Here is a 19,526-nt window from a genome sequence, read left to right on the forward strand (position 1 = left end):
ATTTCCCCTTTTTAATAGAAATAGACCTAATAACTAAAACAACCAAAACTCACAGAATAATTTCATAAACATGAGCATATTCTTACAATATTTTTATGTAGCCTTCATTTAATATTCAAGAACTATTATCTTGTAAAAATTCAGGTGAATAACAAATGATATCTAACATTTTTTAAATCATAAAAATAAAGTTATTTTGTTAATAATTCTATTACTGTTTTAATTTTATCATTAACCTTAGGAATAGACTTTTTAACAGATTGAAAATCAATAGATTTAACAAAAGCTTCTTTTATAGCCTGAGTACTATTGGGATCAAAAATTACTGATGGTTCACATACTTCATATAAATACGGCAAATCTGCTCCTATAATATCACACCCACAATCCAAAGCTTCAATAATACCAAGTCCGAAACTTTCACTTAAAGATGGAAAAATCAAGTATCTATTTGCTGTGTAGTATTTGTATAATTCCGATCTTTTTATAAATCCAATGTTTCTTATAGGATAATTAGAAGCTATTTTATCCTCTATATATTTATACAGTTCTTGAAAAGATTGATCTACAGTTAATATAAGCTCTCCTTTTTTCTCAGCATCATAAAATTCACAAAATGCGTCGATTAATCTTAAGTGATTTTTGTGTAAGAAAGGATGACTAACATAAATGTAACCAAAATTATTACGCTCACTACTTTTATTTCCGGATATACACGGATAAAAAGGGAGATTCACAATCTGACTATCTTTTATGTTATATTTCTCATGTAATTTTACCTTTATATTACTATTCTGTACAATCCAATAATCTGTATTTCGTTTCAAAAAATTAATAATCATTGTTTTAGCAATATATCCACAAGTAGTTTTAAATGGAAGCTCTTTTGGTATTTCTAAATAAATTCTATGATGAAAAAATGTATAAACTGTTGCTTCCAGTTTTATTGGTGGTGGTACATTTCCAAAACAAAAGATTTTGGTGAAGGTGCTTCTATTTTTTCTGTAAAAATTAAATCTTTTAAAAAAAGATGATTTTTCAAATAAAATTTTATTCGTTTTTTTTATTTGATATGCATTTTTAGATATTCTATCATCAAACAAATAAAAAACATTGACATCAGTTTTCTCAAGTTCAGAAACCAGATAGTCTAAAAGAACTTTCCCCCCGGTCTGATGAGTATATATTGCATCAATCAGTATCATTACTTTTTATTTTATTTTATTTAATCTCTCAATTGTTTCAATCGTTTGTTGATAGGAATTTTTCTTTCCGGATATGAGAAAAAGATATTTTAATATATAATAGGAAAACAGTCTTTGGAATATAAATTTTTCGAAAATAAAATTAAATTTCTTATAATATAATTTTGTAGATTTCATTTCTTCTTCAAATGACTTTACACTAACTTTCTGTCTATCATCTATTAGATGCTTATATATGAGTTTATTCTCAAAATGTGTTTTGAAGTTATAATCTATAAAACGTTTTATAATATCAGATTCCTCTCGATATAAAAATATATTTTCATCAAACAATCCAATTTTTTCAAATTTAGATTTATCTATAAATAACAATGCTCCAGAAAGAAAACAAAATTTTTCCAGATATATATTCAATTTATTTAGTAATATCATTATTGGGGTAGTAAATAAAAAAAATTCATATTCAGGACGAACCCAAAAAGATAAATTGATGCCACCAAATTGTTTTCCACCAACGACAGCAAGTTTTTTATTTATTTTAAATAATTCAATTATTCTACTAAACATAGGCTTTTCCATAATAATATCTGGATTTGCAATACATACAATTTCAGATTTGGAAACTCTTATACCCACATTATTTCCTTGTCCATATCCTCCATTTGAAGGATTATGTATCAATAAAACATTTGAGAAGTTATCAGATATAAGCTTTTTCATTTCTATGAAGATTTCTATCTTACTATTATCAACAATAATAATTTCTATATCATCATCTAAAAGATCATTTTGTCTATAAACAGAATGGATGCAATTAACAATATCATTCAAGGAATTGTAGGTGACAATAATTACAGATATTTTTTTCATATTAATCAATCATGCCTTTAAGGTTATCTGAAGATTTTATCATTTCTAAAAACTCCTCCATAAAGTGGTTTTCAGGAAACAAATAACCAGGAATAATATAAATAAACATTGCGCTAATAAACACAATTCCACACAAAATTATAAATCGCCCCAATTTCACCTTTGGATTCTGATTTTTGATAAAGAAAATATAATAATATAACATCCATATAAAAGAAAAAGGCATTACGTATCGATGTCCTATAACCTGAATAAGAAAAGAGGCTGGTATAAAAATTATTGGAAAAAATGCAATTTTATTGAGAAACCTAAATTGTGGATCTTCTACAATTTCAGGGTTTTTCTTTAATAAAAAAAATGTTTCGAAGTATAAAAATCCTGTAAACAAAATATAAGGAATCGCATTAAAAAGACCTCCAAGAAAACTACTTCCTGCATTAAAATAGCCTCCGTAATGACTTAAAATTTCACCTAAGGTCGAGTTATAAATATAGAATGTAACTAGAAAGACAAGTAATGAAAAACTAAGAATATAAGTATAAAACTTCTTTGCTGGCACAAAATAATATACAGGAATGCAAACAAGTAAAAATGAAAGCCCGGAATGGCATATTATTGATAGGATGATGCATATTATTGACAGGATATATTTTTTCTTGTAAAAAAGAAAATAAAAACCACTCATTAGGATTGGAAACCCCATATAGTATCTGATCTGGTTAGCCAAATGTACATTGTCAAGTATCAGATATGCTAAAAAAATAAAGAAAATATTCCTTGTAAATCTGGAAATAAAAAAATAATACAAACTAATTATAAGAAAAATATGAAACTGGTAAAGCTCAGTATACTGTAAATTCAGACCTTTCTTAAAAATCAATGTGAGCCAATAAAAAACAGGATCTGTAGAAGTTTCCTCTCGTTTAAAAAACAAATAATACATACCCCAGTCTGCGGTATAGGTAAGATCCAGAAAACAGTATAACAAGCCTACAAATAAGAGACTATTAAATACATAGGCAATAAATCTTGAAGGTAGTCGCTCAATAAATTGTCCTACATAAAATAAAATAATGGTGAAAATAATTAGAATAGCCAAATCAAATTCTTGTTTTATACATTTTTTAGTAATGATAGGTTTTTATTTATGTCTTCACTATAAAAAATATCAATATTTTTCTTTATAAAATCGTCAGTAAGACTATTAAAGTCTAATTTCAATAGCTTTTCAATAATCTCATCATTAAATCTTTTTTTAATTATTTTTGCGGGATTTCCGCCAATCACTGAATATGGAGGAAAAGATTTTGTGACAATAGATCCGGCAGCCACCACGCACCCCTGACCTAGTTTTACTCCAGATAAAATTAAACAATCTGTTCCTATCCAAACATCATCTTCCAGAATAATGTCACCTTTAGAAAAAGCTTCTTCTTCATTTAGAAAAAAAGATTTAAATGGATATGTCGATATAAAGTTAGAAAAATGATTTCCGCCTAGAATAAATTTAACACCTTTGGCTATGGAGCAAAAAGAGCCTATACATAAAAATTCATCTTTTTTCCGAGTATAACTATATACTTCTAATGGTCCATATGTATTATTACCTACCAGAACCTTTTCTAAGGGAAAAATAACAACAGGATAAGTAAAATTATGCTTGTTAATTTTCTTCCATCGATAAGTATAGATTCCTAATAATACAGGATCATAAAAAATTTTTAAAAAAAACTTTACAATATAAAAAATCATCTCTTTAAAAATTTGCTATAAACAATAACTAATTCCCTCCTAAATATGATATAGTAAAAAAGACTATAAAATATTAAAAAAACTGATATCGGTAGTATACTATTAAACAATAAGGAGCTACTGATTTCCATGATTTGCAAAACACCAAAAAGAATTATAAGTCCTAAGATAAGATATAAAATAATGTTTAGACTTTTAAAAAAACTTTGTCTGGTAATATTAGAGACAAAATATGACGTAATGATATATTGAATGAAAAATTGAATAAAAATACCCAGACAAATACCATTTATGCCATATGAATATAGTAATAAAAGGATTACAATACCTATTACTTTGGTTCCAACCTCTATCCAAAAAAAATTATTTGTCTTACCTAATACTTGAAAAACATTCATATTTAGAACAATAAGCGGATAAAAGATGATTGAACCAAGTAAAATCTGAAAAGGCAATACCATGTTTTCCCAATCCTTGGATAAAGAAAAAATAATAATTTGATGTGCATAAATTATGACTATACTTAGCAAAGGCATCATCACTGTAAATATTATTTTATTAAACAGTAAAGTGTTCTGGAAAAGTTTTGATTTATCTGTTTGAAGTCCCACATAGTAGGGAAACAAAACTCTCTGGATAACATTTGTAAAAATAGAAGCAGGAAATATTGTAAATTGATAACTTTTTGTGTAATATCCCAATTCTTTTGCAGGAAAGAATTTCCCTAAAAAAAGTGAATTCAAATTAATATAAATAGAATTAAAAATACCTGCATATAGTAATTTTGAACTGTATTGAAAAAGATTTTTAAATGTTTGAAATGAAAATTTCTCCTTTGGATACCATTTTAAGTTAATAATTAGAAAAACGAGTGTTAACAGATTAAACAGTATATTCTGTGTGATCAAAGACCACAATCCAAAATTACTTACTGCCATTCCAATTCCAATAATACCAGAAATAAAAATAGCAAAAAAGGAAAATTTAGCCTGTGATTTAAAATCAAGATTTATATTAAGCCTAGTTTTATAAATAACAGAAATACTACTAATAATAATAGTAAAAGAAATTATTCTTATGTACAGTGTAATGTTAGTTTTAAAAAAAGTAGCTATATATGGAGCCAATATAAAAATAAATAAATATGTAATCACTCCTATCATTATTGATGCATAAAAGGCTGTGGAAAAGTCTTTTTCATTTCTATTTTTATTAAAAATCAATGCGCTTCCCAACCCACTATCAACAAATACCTGGGATAATGATATAATTATCAATAACATCCCCATAATACCATATTCTCTTGGACTTACAAATCTAGCTAGTACAATTTCAATTAGAATCTGTACCCCTACAATAAGAAATTTATCTACTGTACTCCAAACTAACCCTTTGTAAAGTTTATTGTTAGAGATCATTTTTTAAAGTGCCACCATTTCTTCTTATCACTATGGTAGCCATAGCCATATTGGTTGGAATATCCAAGGTTATTTTTATTAATATCATTTAGAACAAAGGCAACGTTCTTAATACTTTCACTCTCAATCTGCTTATTTGCGAAATCTATAAAATCTTTTTTACTAACTTCTGATCTAACGACATAAAGAGTTGCATCTGCATGTTCTGCAATTAAAAAAGAATCTGTTACTAATAGTAGAGGTGCAGTATCTATTACAATATAATCATATTTTTCTTTAAGTTGTTCTAATAGTTCAGCATATCTGGAATTTTGTAAAAGATCCACAGGATTCGGCGGAATACTTCCTGAATAGATAAAGTCACAGTTTTCATTAAATCCACTTTTAAAAATAATATCTTCTACCTTACCAATATCTCCGTACAAATATTCTGTTAACCCTTTTAGATTTTTAGATTCTTGGTGATATCTTTGTAATTGAGGATTTCTGATATCACTTCCTATTACAATTACTTTTTTAAGTGATGAAGCCAGTGCCAATGCAAAGTTTACACTAATAAATGTTTTACCCTCACCCTTCACAGATGAAGTAACCATAATTACCGGAGCTTTATCATACTTTGGAAGCATAAATTTCAAATTAGTAACTAAAATTCTAAATGCTTCAGCAATAGGTGTTACATCATTAAGTTTAATAATTTCAGATTTTTTATTCGCAACATGCGGTATCTCAGATACAATTGGCCTTGAAGATATTTTTTCAATATCTTTTCTATTAGATACTTTATTATTAAAAAGAATCTTTAAATAAATAATTGAAAATGCTAATAAAAATCCGCCTAATAAAGCAATAGCAAGAGTAATCGTTTTTCTAGGGGCCACCAACTTTTTATCTACATATGCTCTATCAATAACCCTTGCCTTTTCGGCAGTTATCGCCATAGTAATTGCGGCTTCTTCTCTTTTTTGTAAAAGCAATAAATATAAGTTTTCTTTAATTTGTTGTTGCCTTTCAATATTTCTAAAAAGCTTTTCCTGAAACGGTATCTGACTTATTTTATGTTCAGAGTTACCCATTTCAGATAAAGTATTATTTTTTGCGATTTGCAATGTTGTCTGATTTTTCCGCAATCCTTCACTCAACGCGCCCTTTAAATCATTCAACTGCTTGTCAAGCTCTTTTACTACTGAGTTATTTTCAGTAGCGTTTTCCAAAAGCTTATTTCTTTTCATAACAAGCAGATTATACTCCTGTATATTTTTTGCTGCCGCTTCGTTATCTAACCCTATGTTTAAAGGCAATACTTCACTTACATTTTTGCGATCAAGAAAGTTTTGTAAAATTTTGTTTAACTCAAGCTGAGTATCAAATTCTAAAGCTTTAGCCCTGGTTTGTTCCTTAAGCTGAAGATTGATTTTTGCCTCACTGCCTAAATCTACTATATTATTATTTGATTTAAATTTTTGCTTTTCAGTTTCTACATCTCCCAACTCTTTTGAAATCAATAATATTCTTTCGTCTATAAAGTCCTTAGTCTTTTTTGATTCAGAATTTTTATCATTTATAGCATAACTATTATATTGACGAACCAGAGCATTAAGAAAATCCTGTCCTTTTTCCTTATTAGGAAATTCTACTGAAAGACCTATAACAGTTGCATCTTTGTCTAATAGACTAACTTTTAAGGCACTTCGGTAATCAATAACCATTTTATCAAAATCATTATATGAAAAATATATTCTTTCCATATTTATTTCTGACTTTGCCTTATAAAAAGGATTTTTACTAATTATCACATTTGCAAATGGAAGACTTATAGTTCTTCCGAAAGTTCCTTTTATGTCATTGTCCCAGCTCTTTGAGGACAACACTATTTGATTGCCTTTAACAATAATATCAATTGGCTTCTGAGGCTTCTCAGGATCTTGCCCATCCCCCTTTTCATTAATTACATTAAAAATATATGGATTAGTCTGACCATATAGCTCCAGATCATAATATTTTTGCTTTGCAAAGACTGTTATTTGAAAATTATGCTGTTTGAGTACATCTTCAATAATAGTTCTAGATTTAAAAATTTCCAGTTCATTTTCGATACTATTAGTTCCCATGTTGGTCAATGCTCCCAAACTTTGTAAAACACCGAAATCACCGGAGGCCGATGACATTTTCTTAGCATCTTTTATTAATACCGAATTTTGAATTTTATAAACTGGAGCTGTAGTTTTTATATAATAAACAGCAAAAAGAAGCATTAACGCAATAATTACTGCAAAATACTTCCATTTATAAATATATGGAAGTATAAAATCTTTTAAATCAGTTTCCTTACTGTAATTTTTATCCATTTTTAAGGATTATATTATCAAATTGAAGATTAAGTTTTGATCTTATTTTAAAACGTCTGCAAATATATCTAATATTTTATAATTTATTTTTAATACTTATTAAATATATTGTACCAGAAGTATTTTTCGGTTATATCATTTAAAAAAAATGCTATTATACTATAAATAAATCAGCAATTATAATTACATATGTATCTTGCTATTTTATTTTATAAGTCAACATCAAACCACCCCGGGTAGGAATCAGCTCTCCACTTTTATTAAATTTGGTTGCTCCTTCGTACCTCTGATTATTATCTTTAAAATATCCTTTATAGAAGGATTGTGTAGTCCCTATTCCTGCATACAGATCCAAACCCCAACGATCATTAATAGTAAAATGATATCCTCCACTTACACCAAAAATAAAAGAAATTCCTTTCTGATATTTTCCAGTAACTCGAACACTCCCATCTGAAAGTATCTCGGGGTTACCAAATTCATCTACTACTGGTTTATCATTCCAGTAATTCCATTTTTGAAGATTAAATGCAGTCATGGAAACATAGGTGCCTATATACCACTTTTTCATTTTTTCTCCAAAATAATATCTTCCTTCGAGAGTTCCCATATAAATCTGCAGATTCCTTCCAGCAAAAGATTTCCATGGGGAAACAAACGCTTCGGCTTGTAATGAAATCTTATTTGTAATTGGCTTTTCAACGGCAATATTGTAGATACCTATCGGAGCAAAAAGAGTGTTTACTTTTACTTCTATTTGTGCATTCAGGACAGATGCCAGAAATAAGCTGCTTATAAAGCATAGTTTTTTAATCAGAGATTTCATTAGAATATAACATTTTTCTTATTAATATATTATGTTTTGAGTACTGAAAAGGTCTTGAGGAGTATATAAAGGTCATTTTTAAAGGAAAGATGATGATAGTAATCAAGGTTCATTTTTACTTTATCCGGAAATAAAATCTCATCATTATATTGTAAAGGATTTTTCTGCTGAGCAAGTATTTGTTCTTCATTCCGATATTTAATTCCTGCTTCACTGGTAAGCCCTGGTTTAATAAGCAGAACAAGGCGATTTTCTCCTTCAAGTTTATCATAATACCCGGGAATATCCGGGCGAGGTCCAACTAAAGACATATCCCCTTTTAAAATATTAATCAACTGAGGAAGTTCATCCAGTTTATATTTTCTCAGCCATAGGCCGATCCTTGATTTTCGAGATGTTTTAGGATCCAATGTTCTGAATTTGTAGACATTAAAAATTTCACCATTCAAACCTATTCGCTTCTGAACAAAGATCCCAGGGAAACCGGTATCTATAGAAGCTATAATTACTAATAAAAAAAACAGAGGTAATAAAAGAATGACAGCAAAAAAAGCTATGCTGTAGTCCATCAACATCTTCCAAATAGGGTATTTTTTCACAATCTCTGGATTCATTACAAATATATGAAATATGTCTCTAATATGAGAAAAATAAGCAAAGTGTACCGATTTATTAAAAAAATATTCACCTGGAATTTATATACAATGACTGTGACATATTTTAGAATCAACTGTGCTTGAAAAAATCTTTTAAAACTCTAGCAATCCTTTCTTTATGCTCAATGGAAAGATTAGATCCGGAAGGTAAACAAAGCCCCGAATTAAAGAGGTTCTCAGCTGTTTGTCCTCCATAATATGGAAAGTTTGAAAAGACAGGCTGTAAATGCAAAGGCTTCCAGAGCGGTCTTGATTCTATATTATCATTAAGAAGAGCGAGACGTAAATCCTCTCTTGTTTTTCCCGTTTTTTCAGAATTTATTGTGATTGCAGATAGCCAATGATTCGAGTAGAAATCTTCATTAGGTTCTGTAAAAACATCAACTCCGTCTATATTTTCAAATAGAGCAGTATAAAAATTATGGATATCTCTTCTGGCCTGAATCCTATTATTTAGAACTTTCATTTGTCCACGTCCTATTCCTGCAATAATATTACTCATTCTATAATTATATCCTGTACTCGAATGCTGATAATGAGGAGCATCATCTCGGGCTTGTGTAGACAAAAATATCGCTTTATTTTTATCTTCTTTAGAATGGCATATCAATGTCCCACCACCAGATGTTGTAATAATTTTATTCCCATTAAAGGATATGATACCAAATTGACCAAAACCACCACAAGGCTTACCTTTATATCTGGATCCAAGTGATTCCGCAGCATCTTCTATCACCGGGATCTTATATTTTTCTGCAATAGATAAAATTTCATCCATTTTGGCAGGCATTCCATAAAGGTGTACAACAATAATAGCTTTGATTTTTTTTCCTTGTAAAAGCCTGTCTTTAATAGCCTCTTCCAAGGTAACAGGGCACATATTCCATGTTTCCGGTTCGCTATCAATAAAAACAGGATTGGCATTGCAATAGATAATCGGATTGGCTGACGCAACAAAAGAGAAAGTTGAGGTCAAAACATCATCCTCATTACCTACCCCTAAAAGCATAAGAGCCAAATGTATTGCTGAAGTAGCAGAATTCAGGGCACAAACTTCAATATTGCCTCCAAGAAAGCTCCTTAGATCATTTTCAAATTCATCAATATTATTGCCTATTGAGGTAACCCAGTTTTTCTGAAAAGCATCATCAATGAATTCCAATTCATTTCCTGAAAGATGAGGAGGGGAAAGCCAAATTTTATCGTGCATCGTGTGTTATTGAGAAGCAAATATAACTTTTCCTACTGAATTTTGACATTCATTTTTTCACTTATGGAAATACTGGTATTTTTTTAGTAAAATAGATTTATTTTTTGATTCTGTCTCCCTGACCTTTTCCACCAACTGTGGCAAAAATATATTTTAAGTAATCCGATACCGTTAGATTTTTAAGCATTTCAGCGTCTTTTTCTGCCAATTCAACCGGTGTTGACATATCAATTTCGTTGATTTGAGCCAGACCTGTGATCCCAGGAAGGAAATTATAAACCCCTCTTTTATCTCTCTCTTCAATCAAATCTGTTTGATTAAAAAGGTTAGGTCGAGGACCTACAAGACTCATATCCCCTTTTAAAACATTAATAAGCTGAGGAAGTTCATCCAGCTTAGACTTACGTAAAAATCCTCCGAATTTAGTTACAGAAGATGTACTTGAAAGATGCGTTGCTACAGATTTTGTATTCACATGCATCGTTCTGAACTTCATTAATTTAAATGGCCTTTTTTGCTTCCCCACTCTTTCCTGGAAGAATATAGGAGAGCCGGTGTCAAATAAACCGATAATATACAATATTACTCCTATTGGCCATAAGAATAGAATTCCAAAAAAAGAGAATAAGAAATCAAGTACGCGTATCATTATAATAAAATGTTTAAAAGTTGATTTTAATTAAATATTAAAACTTTGAATGGTCTTTGTTAATCCCTCCTGAACTGTTACAGGCAAAGATTTAATTTTCAGCTCTGTTTTTATCTTCTGATTGGAAACGACATAAGATTCTGTGAGCTTTTTTAAGCGTTCTGAATTTAGGGGTAAATGTAATTTGTCCCCCAATTTAGCCATTCCTTCAATCATTGTTTTAGATATACTCCACAACTTTGCTTTTTTATTTACTGCAGAATTAATTGTCCTGATGAGATCATTTGTCGATATAGCATCATCATCTGCGAAATTATAGATCCCTGAGGATACATTTTTATTCATGAGGATTTCATTGACAAGGAAGTTGAGGTTATCAATACTTAAAAAGGACCTCTTATTCCCAAATGCAGCTAAAGGCCATGGCAATCCTCTTTTCACCACTTTATACAATAAATTCAGATTCCCCTTATTTCCGGGACCGTGGATCATACATGGACGAATGATATATACTTTTTTGCCTTCTGGTAAAGATTGATTAAAAATATATTCTTCAGCTTCTTTCTTGGATTTCCCGTATGGAGTATAAGGGTTTGCTTCAGCTTCTTCAGTTAAAACATGATCTACTCTATCTGCTACAGCTTTTACTGAGCTAAAGTAAAAAAACTCTTTAATTTCTGAGTTTAAGAATTTGTTAAATAATTCAATTGTCAGATCCCTGTTTATTTTATAATACTCCTGGTCATCAGAAGTGTTGGATGTATCATGTGCCTTCCCTGCGAGATGGATTATTGCATCACCATGCATAGGAAATTCATTTCTCCAATTTTCATTTCGGAGAGATAAGGAAGTAACATGATGGTCCTTTGATTCTAAGAACGTTGAAAGATTTTTACCTACAAACCCAGATGCACCGGTGATCGTTATATTCATACTATATTTTTTAATCTGACAAAGGTTATTATTTTCCTTTGATGATATTTTCTAAATTGGATATACAACTGGACATTCTGAAATTATCCTCATAATACCTCCTGCTGTTTTCTCCTAATTGGGTAAGTACTTCTTTTGATAATCCGGAAGCCTTTAAAATGGTATTTGAAAGCGATTGATAATCTCCCGCAGAAACTGTAAACCCACAATCGGCCTCTTTAACATTATCTGCCCCTTCTCCATTCAGCATTGCAATAACAGGTTTGGAAGCACTCATGTAGGCCTGTAATTTCGCAGGCACTGTAAGGTTAAATATCGGATCATCTTTCAAAGTAACAAGCATCACATCAGCTTTATCAAAAAAACTGGACATCGCTTCTACAGGAAACCTACCCATTGTAAAAACCGTTTCCTGTAACTGATGTTCTTCTATAAATTCTTTTACGAAAGGCATTTTCCGGCCATCTCCTACCAGTATAAATTTAATATCCTTTTTGTCTCTTAGTTCCAAAGCTGCCTTTACAATATTGTCCAGATCCTGTGCTTCTCCGATATTTCCAGCAAACATCACTTTAAATCCATCGGGTAAGGATGGAATGGGAAAATCTTTATTCCCTTCTGATATCGTATCTTCTGCCCAGTTAGGAAAATAAATGATCTTGTCATCAAAATTCCCTTTCTGATTGATTGACTTTCTGAATCCCTGGGAAGTAATCAAAATTTTCTCTGAATTCTTATAAAATCTTTTGATAACATTTTCATAATAATTCAATATCCATTTGTTTTTTACTCCACCCGCGATGGATAAACTTTCAGGCCATAGATCCATAACCCAGAAATAGACCGGTGTCTTCCATATTTTATTCATGAGAAGAGCAGGATAATACTGTGTTATTGGAGACGGTTCGTGTACAATAATAGCATCAAACTTATTATTAAAACCCATTAAAAAGGCTTTAATCGAAGCAAAAACAGCAAAACTATAATAGTTGATAAATAGTCGTATTCCGCCTCCTTTCCCTCTGGGAAGAAGTAGTGATCTTATTACTTTTACACCGTTAACAATTTGTTTTCTATTTTTAAAAACACCGTACCCTTCAAAGATCTTACCCTCAGGATAATTGGGAAGTCCCGTCAATACAGTAACATCGTGACCTTTCTTTTTTAGTTCAAAAGCGAGGTCATTACTTTTGAAATTTTCCGGATAAAAATACTGTGTTATTATAAGAATATTCATAAGTTTATTCTTCGCTCCAAACTACTCTCTTGATGTAATCCGTATATGAGATGATAATTCTTACTACTTTTTCAGATACATTAGGCATCGAATAATCGGCAACAGGTCTGAAATTACGTTGCTGCCCTATACTCTGTTGTTGTACTTGCACAAGCCCTTGCATAATACGCTCCGGAGATAAGCCTACCATCATTACACTGGCTTCTTCCATAGCTTCGGGCCTTTCATGAGCCTGACGTATGTTGAGAGCTCTAAAGTTAAGAATTGAAGATTCCTCTGAAATTGTTCCTGAGTCTGATAATACAGCATAAGAACGTTTTTGAAGGGCATTATAATCGTGAAAGCCAAGCGGTTTTAAAAACTGAATTTCAGGGCGAACCTCTATTTTCATCTTATCAATCATATTTCTGGTTCTTGGATGAGTAGAAACAATGATAGGATACTGATAATGTTCTGCAATGGCATTTAATGAATCTATAAGTCCTCTGAAGTTTTTTTCAGAATTAATATTTTCTTCACGATGAGAAGATACTACAAAGAATTTTCCTTCTTCAAGGTTAAGCTTTTCAAGCACATCGGAAGCATTTATTTCAGGGAGATAATGATTCAGTACCTCGTACATTGGCGACCCTGTTTTAATAATTCTGTCAGCAGGTAGCCCTTCACGCAATAAATATTCTCTTGCAATATCCGAATATGTAAGATTCACATCAGCTGTGTGATCTACAATCTTACGATTGGTTTCTTCAGGTACTCTTTGATCAAAACACCTGTTCCCTGCCTCCATGTGGAAAATAGGAATGTGTCTTTTTTTTGCAGGAATTGCACACAGGCAGGAGTTCGTATCTCCAAGAACAAGGAAAGCCTCTGGTTTTAGCTCTTCCAGCAAAGGATCTATTTTAATAAGGATATTACCTATGGTCTCTGTTGCTGTTTTTCCAGCTGCTTCCAAAAAATAATCAGGTTTCCTTAATCCCAGATCGTCAAAGAAAATCTGATTAAGTTCATAGTCATAATTCTGACCCGTATGAACGATGATATGTTCTATTGCTTCAGATGCATCCAAAGCGGATAATACTCTTGATAATCTAATAATTTCCGGTCGTGTTCCAACAACCGTCATTACTTTTAATTTTTTCATTAATTAATATTTTAAACTTCTACAAAATAGGTGTCGGCATCTTCTGGATTATATGCTTCATTAATCCAGAAAATAGTGTACAATTCTTCTTCACCAATATTCTTAATATTGTGGGTATACCATATCGGCATATCCACGTATGCGGGATCCGACCCGTCCAGATAAAAATCAAGGACTTCATCAGAATCTATTTTTCTTAGCTGAATTAATGCTTTTCCTTTAATTACAGCAAAACGTTCGATTTTTCTGGTATGAAAATGATTTCCTCTTGTGATATTAGGCACTGTAGTTGAAAATGAACATTGCCCTCCTATGCCTAACCGGATGATCTCAACAAAAGCACCTCTGGGATCTGTATGTTGGGTAAACTTTACCGGGTAGTGCGTTTTATAATCAATATAAGAACGATAAGTATTAAATAAATTATGTTCAAAAGAATTCTTTAATGTAGGAATCTCACCATTCTCAAAATACAAACTTTTGAATTGAATAAGCAGCTCCAACACCTCAGATACTTTTCTGGATGCAGTAGCTTCTATAAAAAGTTCTTCGGTACTTTGTCCTGAACGGATTTCTTTAATAATACGATCAACCAGTTCCTGAACATAAATTAATTTTACCTCACCATCGTTTGCAATGTTAGGGGTTTCTCCATGGGTTAGCTGATGGCAGAAAGTAGCAATAAAAGAGTTATAATATGGCTTACCAAAAGCTCCAAAAACATTTGGAATGATCAAGCCTGTTACTTTACCATCATTTGCCTTCGCCCAATTGATAATTGCTTCCCTACCCTCACGTTTTGATTTGCCATACAAATTATCTCTTTCCTCTTGCGTTGAAGATGAGATCAGGACATGCGCCCTGGAATTTGTACGCTTTAATGAACTTACTAAATTTTGAGCTAGGGCTACATTGGTTTCATAAATCACTTGCTCACTTTCATGACGGTTCATCGCCGCTAAATGAATAATGACATCACATTTAGAAACGAAATCATCTAGCTTCTCCTGACTTTCAAAAAATTCTTTTTTAAATTCAACGCGCTCAAATTCCTCTGGAAATAATCCTAAAGTATTATATAAGTGACGACCAACAAAGCCATTTTGTCCAGTAATTCCAACTTTTTTCATTTAATTATTTTTAAAACAAATATTGGGTTATCTGTTATTAATTGTTTAAGATTATTACTTTATTTAAAATAATCTAATTCAAACCGATACTCATCTTCAATCTCCCCCAATTCATAATCAGCTAATACAAGCAGTTTGCTTTCTTCTTCCAAGCTTTGGATAGCAGTTAAACAACCAGCATGAATATGCAGATAGGTTAAGGCTTCTGAAGAAAGTATATATTTATTTATTTTCGCATTTGTTGAAGGATTGTCAAAATCATCTATTACGATAACAGATATTTCAAATTTCCCTTTCATACAAGCAAACCAACGTTGTTCAATTTTATGCCCCTGCCACCCTCTGACAAATTCAGTTGAATGATTTTCTATTGTATAAATACGTTTAATTTTCGTAGCATCAAACTCATTGTTATAGGTTATAATGCCTCTTATATCTTCGTTCCTGTTTCCTTTTAATATCATCAACTATATTTTGATAATTGTTTAAACTCTAATTTTAATTGATAAATTCTAAGGATATTGCATAACATCCTCTCCAAAAACTTCTTTCCTTATTAGCGGAAGAGTAGATATCAATTTTTTTAAACCTTCTACACCTTGTTGTTCTGTATTATGAGAATGATAGTCTTCTATTCTGGATATATCTTCTTCTCCTTCAGAGAAGTATTTCGCATAGTTCAAATCACGATTATCTGCAGGAATACGGTAAAAATCCCCCATATCTTCTGCTTTGATCATTTCCTCACGAGTGCATAGTGTTTCGTAAAGCTTTTCACCATGACGTGTCCCAATAATCTTAACAGGGACTTCTTTACCTGTCAATTCAATTAGTGCTTTTGCTAAATCTCCAATACTACCTGCAGGAGCCTTGTTTACAAAGAGATCCCCCGGATTGGCATTTTCAAAAGCAAATAATACCAGATCTACAGCATCTTCTAAGGACATGAAAAAACGAGACATATTGGGATCTGTAATTGTTATGGGCTCTCCCTTTTGAATTTGATTTAAAAATAAAGGAATAACAGATCCTCTGGAAGCCATCACATTTCCGTAGCGTGTTAAGCAAACTGTAGTATCTTTTAAATTACGAGCTTCTGCTACTGCTACTTTCTCCATCATAGCTTTGGATATTCCCATTGCATTAATAGGGTAAGCAGCTTTATCTGTTGATAAACAAATAACCTTTAAAACTTTGTTTGCTGCAGCGGCAAGAATAACATTTTGAGTTCCTTCTACATTAGTTTTTACAGCCTGCATAGGGAAAAATTCACATGAAGGAACCTGTTTCAATGCAGCAGCGTGAAAAATATAATCCACTCCTCTTGTTGCCGGTTCTACAGAATTATAGTCTCTTACATCACCTATATAATATTTTATTTTTTCATTTTTATATAGGTTACGCATATCATCTTGTTTTTTCTCATCACGAGAAAATATACGGATTTCTTTAAAATGATCCGTTTGTAAAAATCGATTTAAAACAGCAGTTCCAAAAGATCCTGTACCGCCTGTTATTAATAATACTTTATCTTTAATTCCTTGCATTACTTTGTATAGTCGTTAATCGTTATTTCTAAATTTTCTTTTAGCATTTTTTTGTGCTCATCAATTTCTTCTTCAGTAAATCTATATTTAATAAACTTAGCTGGAGAACCTCCAACAATTGTATATGGCTCTACATCTTTTGTAACAACAGAGTAAGCAGCAATAATTGCTCCATTACCAATTTTAACACCTCTGCTTATAAAAGCACCATACCCAATCCATGCGTCATCTCCTATTATGGTCTCTAATTCTGCTTCTCTACCAGAAAAAATGATTGGTTTATTTGGATTCTTATAGTAATGATCTCCTCCAACAATCTTAACTTGAGGAGCCAGCATTGTATATCTCCCGATTTTAACTTTGGGATAGATTACACACCCTGGTCCGATGTAAGAGTATTCTCCGGCTTGCAGGTCTCCCGATATCTCTGACTTTCCCCCCATATAAAATGTTTTATGTACATTTTTGAGTCCATAAGATAATCTAAAAAATCTCATTTTTAAGTCTCTGTATAGTTGTCGGATTATCCCTTTCATTGATTTAGCTTAAAGATTTATTAATAGCTCTTTTAATTTCATTGGCCATCATTTCAGGAGTTCTATTATTGATGTAATGGTTATATGCATTTTCATTCATTTTATGAACTTGCTCCTTATTATTGATAATCCATTCCATTACATCTGCCAAGTTCTCCTGCTCTTTGTATATTATACCGTTATATTTATTTTTTATATTAAAAATTTCACCTCCCGTAATAGCGTCCTCTCTCGTTACGAATGAAGTACTATTACCCATAGAGTTTAGAACGGATAAACCTGCCTGATTAGGTGATATACATGCGATGGATTCAGCAAATATTTTAGAAAGTTCTTTAGCATCATAAATACTTCCATACAATACAATTTTATCCGCTATGTTCTTTTCCTTAATAAATTCTACAATTTTCTCTTTTTCCGGGCCATCTCCTACAATTAATAATTTAGGGCAATCGTTCCTTTTTGTGTACAATAGATAATATGCTTCAAGTAACTCTCCTATTCCCTTCTGCGGATACAATGTTCCAACAAAGAGAAAATCTTTTTTATTATTAACATCTGATTTAATTACATTTTCAACTTCTGTAGTATTATGAGCCACAAACAGTTTTTCTTCAGGAATTCCTGCTTTTATATATCTTTCCAACGGATAAGAACTATAAAATAGCGTAAAATCAGATTTTCTTGAAATATAGTACCTAAATTTATCCCATGTCGTTTTAGAGTCAAAACTATTTTCATATGAAGCAGTCACTCCGATTCCCCAATATCCAATCTTATATTTTCTATTTCTTCTTAAGCAAAGTAACATAAGACTAATCCATCTGAGATTAGATAATCCAATTACCACATCATATTGAGATGCAATATTGTACAAATTATCTTTATGAAGCTCAAAAGGTCCTGCTTTTTTAACGGGCAGATACATTGTTTTAAAAGAAAACTTTTTATTTTTAAATTTCTCATCAGAATAGGCAACAGTTAGGTCAAACTCTTCATTGATCAGTTCAAAAATTCTTTCTCGATAAGACCATACTTTGTTGTAAATGATTAAAACTTTGGTTTTCATATTTTTTTAATATTATTCATCGGAAAATTTAATCCGAAATGCCCTTTATTGGTTTAAAATTTAGAATTATTTAGTTGCATTATAATATGTTTTAAAAACATCTAAATCATATTGTTCAACGTCTTTTACATTTGAATATTCTTTCTGAAGTGCTGGGTATTTTTGTCTATTTAAATAAAAATACTTTTGACTATCCCACCATATTACACCACTTACTTTTTTCCCGGAAGAAACACGAGAGGTGATCATCTTATAATAATTTTTAAAAATATCGATTGGAATAAGTGACATCGCCATATTGGAGTTTCCTGAATTTCTCTTTTGCCATATAAATGGATAAACGTCTTTATTGTACTTTTTACCTACCTCTAAAGCATAATCAAGGTTAGTATATAAATAATCCCCACTTCCCACTTCTAATATTGGAGATCGGGCATTATATACTCTTGGATTAGCATTATACATATATAAAGAAGGAGCTATAATATCTACAGCGTTAAAAACCGGAGCCAGCCTCGCATTTACATCTTTCCATCCACTACTGTTTCCTTTGAAGGTTCTAACAGGTAATCCATAAAACCCCCATTTTAAATTGGGACGAAGTTTCTTAGCTGTTTCAACAGCTTTAACGAACTGCTGGATAGCCAAATTGGCACTTTTATCATCAGAACCTGAAATTGCTTTAATGGCAGGACCTTCCCAATCAATAACTGCAATCCCAGTACTTCCAGCAGATGTCTTATCATTAATATTCTTTGTAAATAATTCAACATCAAGATTACTTCCATCTGTTGTAACATCTTTTTGATAAAAGATAATTGCTTTTTCTAACCCATTCTGTTTAATGTATGTCTCCTGCAATTGATTCAGGCCGGTCATTCCTATGTATAATTTAGGTTGTTGCCCATACATTCTGTTTGAAAATACCAACAATATGATTGTTATTAAAAATAACAATGGACTGTTTAATTTTAAGTATTTTGTTGTTTGCATTGTTAT

General features: G+C 31.2%; 18 protein-coding genes and 2 pseudogenes. All 20 read right to left on the bottom strand.

Going from position 1 to position 19,526, the window contains the following annotated elements:
• Positions 1-191: 191 nt before the first annotated feature.
• The 20 genes and pseudogenes from PFY10_08670 to PFY10_08765 all read right to left on the bottom strand — a co-directional run bounded on the left by PFY10_08670 (position 192) and on the right by PFY10_08765 (position 19,520).
• Positions 192-1,205, bottom strand: coding sequence for a glycosyltransferase (locus PFY10_08670; protein WBV58521.1), 1,014 nt, complete (start codon positions 1,203-1,205; stop codon positions 192-194).
• A 6-nt stretch (positions 1,206-1,211) separates the two neighbouring features.
• Positions 1,212-2,075, bottom strand: coding sequence for a glycosyltransferase (locus tag PFY10_08675; GenBank protein WBV58522.1), 864 nt, complete (start codon positions 2,073-2,075; stop codon positions 1,212-1,214).
• A gap of 1 nt (position 2,076) precedes the next feature.
• On the bottom strand, positions 2,077-3,018 hold the full coding sequence (locus PFY10_08680) for an EpsG family protein (GenBank protein ID WBV58928.1): 942 nt from the start codon (positions 3,016-3,018) through the stop codon (positions 2,077-2,079).
• A 170-nt stretch (positions 3,019-3,188) separates the two neighbouring features.
• Positions 3,189-3,827: a CatB-related O-acetyltransferase gene (locus tag PFY10_08685; protein WBV58523.1), complete on the bottom strand. Its 639-nt coding sequence runs from the start codon at positions 3,825-3,827 to the stop codon at positions 3,189-3,191.
• Complete coding sequence (locus PFY10_08690; GenBank protein WBV58524.1) at positions 3,824-5,245, bottom strand: lipopolysaccharide biosynthesis protein; 1,422 nt, start codon at positions 5,243-5,245, stop codon at positions 3,824-3,826. The genes PFY10_08685 and PFY10_08690 overlap by 4 nt, the downstream gene beginning before the upstream one ends.
• Positions 5,242-7,593: a polysaccharide biosynthesis tyrosine autokinase gene (locus PFY10_08695; protein ID WBV58525.1), complete on the bottom strand. Its 2,352-nt coding sequence runs from the start codon at positions 7,591-7,593 to the stop codon at positions 5,242-5,244. The genes PFY10_08690 and PFY10_08695 overlap by 4 nt, the downstream gene beginning before the upstream one ends.
• Positions 7,594-7,792: 199 nt before the next feature.
• Positions 7,793-8,419, bottom strand: coding sequence for a DUF3575 domain-containing protein (locus PFY10_08700; protein ID WBV58526.1), 627 nt, complete (start codon positions 8,417-8,419; stop codon positions 7,793-7,795).
• 29 nt (positions 8,420-8,448) lie between these two features.
• Positions 8,449-9,033 (bottom strand): sugar transferase, encoded by a 585-nt coding sequence (locus tag PFY10_08705; protein WBV58527.1) that lies wholly within the window; start codon positions 9,031-9,033, stop codon positions 8,449-8,451.
• Between the two features lie 112 nt (positions 9,034-9,145).
• On the bottom strand, positions 9,146-10,285 hold the full coding sequence (locus PFY10_08710; GenBank protein WBV58528.1) for an aminotransferase class I/II-fold pyridoxal phosphate-dependent enzyme: 1,140 nt from the start codon (positions 10,283-10,285) through the stop codon (positions 9,146-9,148).
• Between the two features lie 97 nt (positions 10,286-10,382).
• Complete coding sequence (locus tag PFY10_08715; protein WBV58529.1) at positions 10,383-10,934, bottom strand: sugar transferase; 552 nt, start codon at positions 10,932-10,934, stop codon at positions 10,383-10,385.
• A 30-nt stretch (positions 10,935-10,964) separates the two neighbouring features.
• Positions 10,965-11,867, bottom strand: coding sequence for an NAD-dependent epimerase/dehydratase family protein (locus PFY10_08720; GenBank protein ID WBV58530.1), 903 nt, complete (start codon positions 11,865-11,867; stop codon positions 10,965-10,967).
• Between the two features lie 28 nt (positions 11,868-11,895).
• A complete protein-coding gene (locus tag PFY10_08725; GenBank protein ID WBV58531.1) occupies positions 11,896-13,104 on the bottom strand; it encodes a glycosyltransferase family 4 protein in 1,209 nt (402 codons plus the stop codon).
• A gap of 4 nt (positions 13,105-13,108) precedes the next feature.
• The gene (gene wecB, locus PFY10_08730; protein ID WBV58532.1) at positions 13,109-14,245 is read right to left on the bottom strand and encodes a UDP-N-acetylglucosamine 2-epimerase (non-hydrolyzing); all 1,137 of its coding nucleotides are present in this window, start codon (positions 14,243-14,245) and stop codon (positions 13,109-13,111) included.
• Positions 14,246-14,256: 11 nt separating this feature from the next.
• The gene (locus PFY10_08735; protein ID WBV58533.1) at positions 14,257-15,375 is read right to left on the bottom strand and encodes an NAD-dependent epimerase/dehydratase family protein; all 1,119 of its coding nucleotides are present in this window, start codon (positions 15,373-15,375) and stop codon (positions 14,257-14,259) included.
• A 59-nt stretch (positions 15,376-15,434) separates the two neighbouring features.
• On the bottom strand, positions 15,435-15,839 hold the full coding sequence (locus PFY10_08740) for a WxcM-like domain-containing protein (GenBank protein ID WBV58534.1): 405 nt from the start codon (positions 15,837-15,839) through the stop codon (positions 15,435-15,437).
• A gap of 48 nt (positions 15,840-15,887) precedes the next feature.
• Entirely contained in the window at positions 15,888-16,922 is a 1,035-nt protein-coding gene (locus PFY10_08745; protein WBV58535.1) for a polysaccharide biosynthesis protein, read from the bottom strand.
• Positions 16,922-17,167: pseudogene (locus tag PFY10_08750) on the bottom strand (DapH/DapD/GlmU-related protein). The gene PFY10_08745 and the pseudogene PFY10_08750 overlap by 1 nt, the downstream one beginning before the upstream one ends.
• Before the next feature lie 111 nt (positions 17,168-17,278).
• Positions 17,279-17,365, bottom strand: a pseudogene (locus tag PFY10_08755) (hypothetical protein).
• A gap of 97 nt (positions 17,366-17,462) precedes the next feature.
• The gene (locus tag PFY10_08760) at positions 17,463-18,527 is read right to left on the bottom strand and encodes a glycosyltransferase family 4 protein (protein WBV58536.1); all 1,065 of its coding nucleotides are present in this window, start codon (positions 18,525-18,527) and stop codon (positions 17,463-17,465) included.
• 66 nt (positions 18,528-18,593) lie between these two features.
• Positions 18,594-19,520 (bottom strand): hypothetical protein, encoded by a 927-nt coding sequence (locus tag PFY10_08765; protein ID WBV58537.1) that lies wholly within the window; start codon positions 19,518-19,520, stop codon positions 18,594-18,596.
• Positions 19,521-19,526 lie beyond the last annotated feature (6 nt).

Origin of the sequence: Chryseobacterium daecheongense (assembly GCA_027920525.1) — a bacterium.
GTDB lineage: Bacteria > Bacteroidota > Bacteroidia > Flavobacteriales > Weeksellaceae > Chryseobacterium > Chryseobacterium proteolyticum.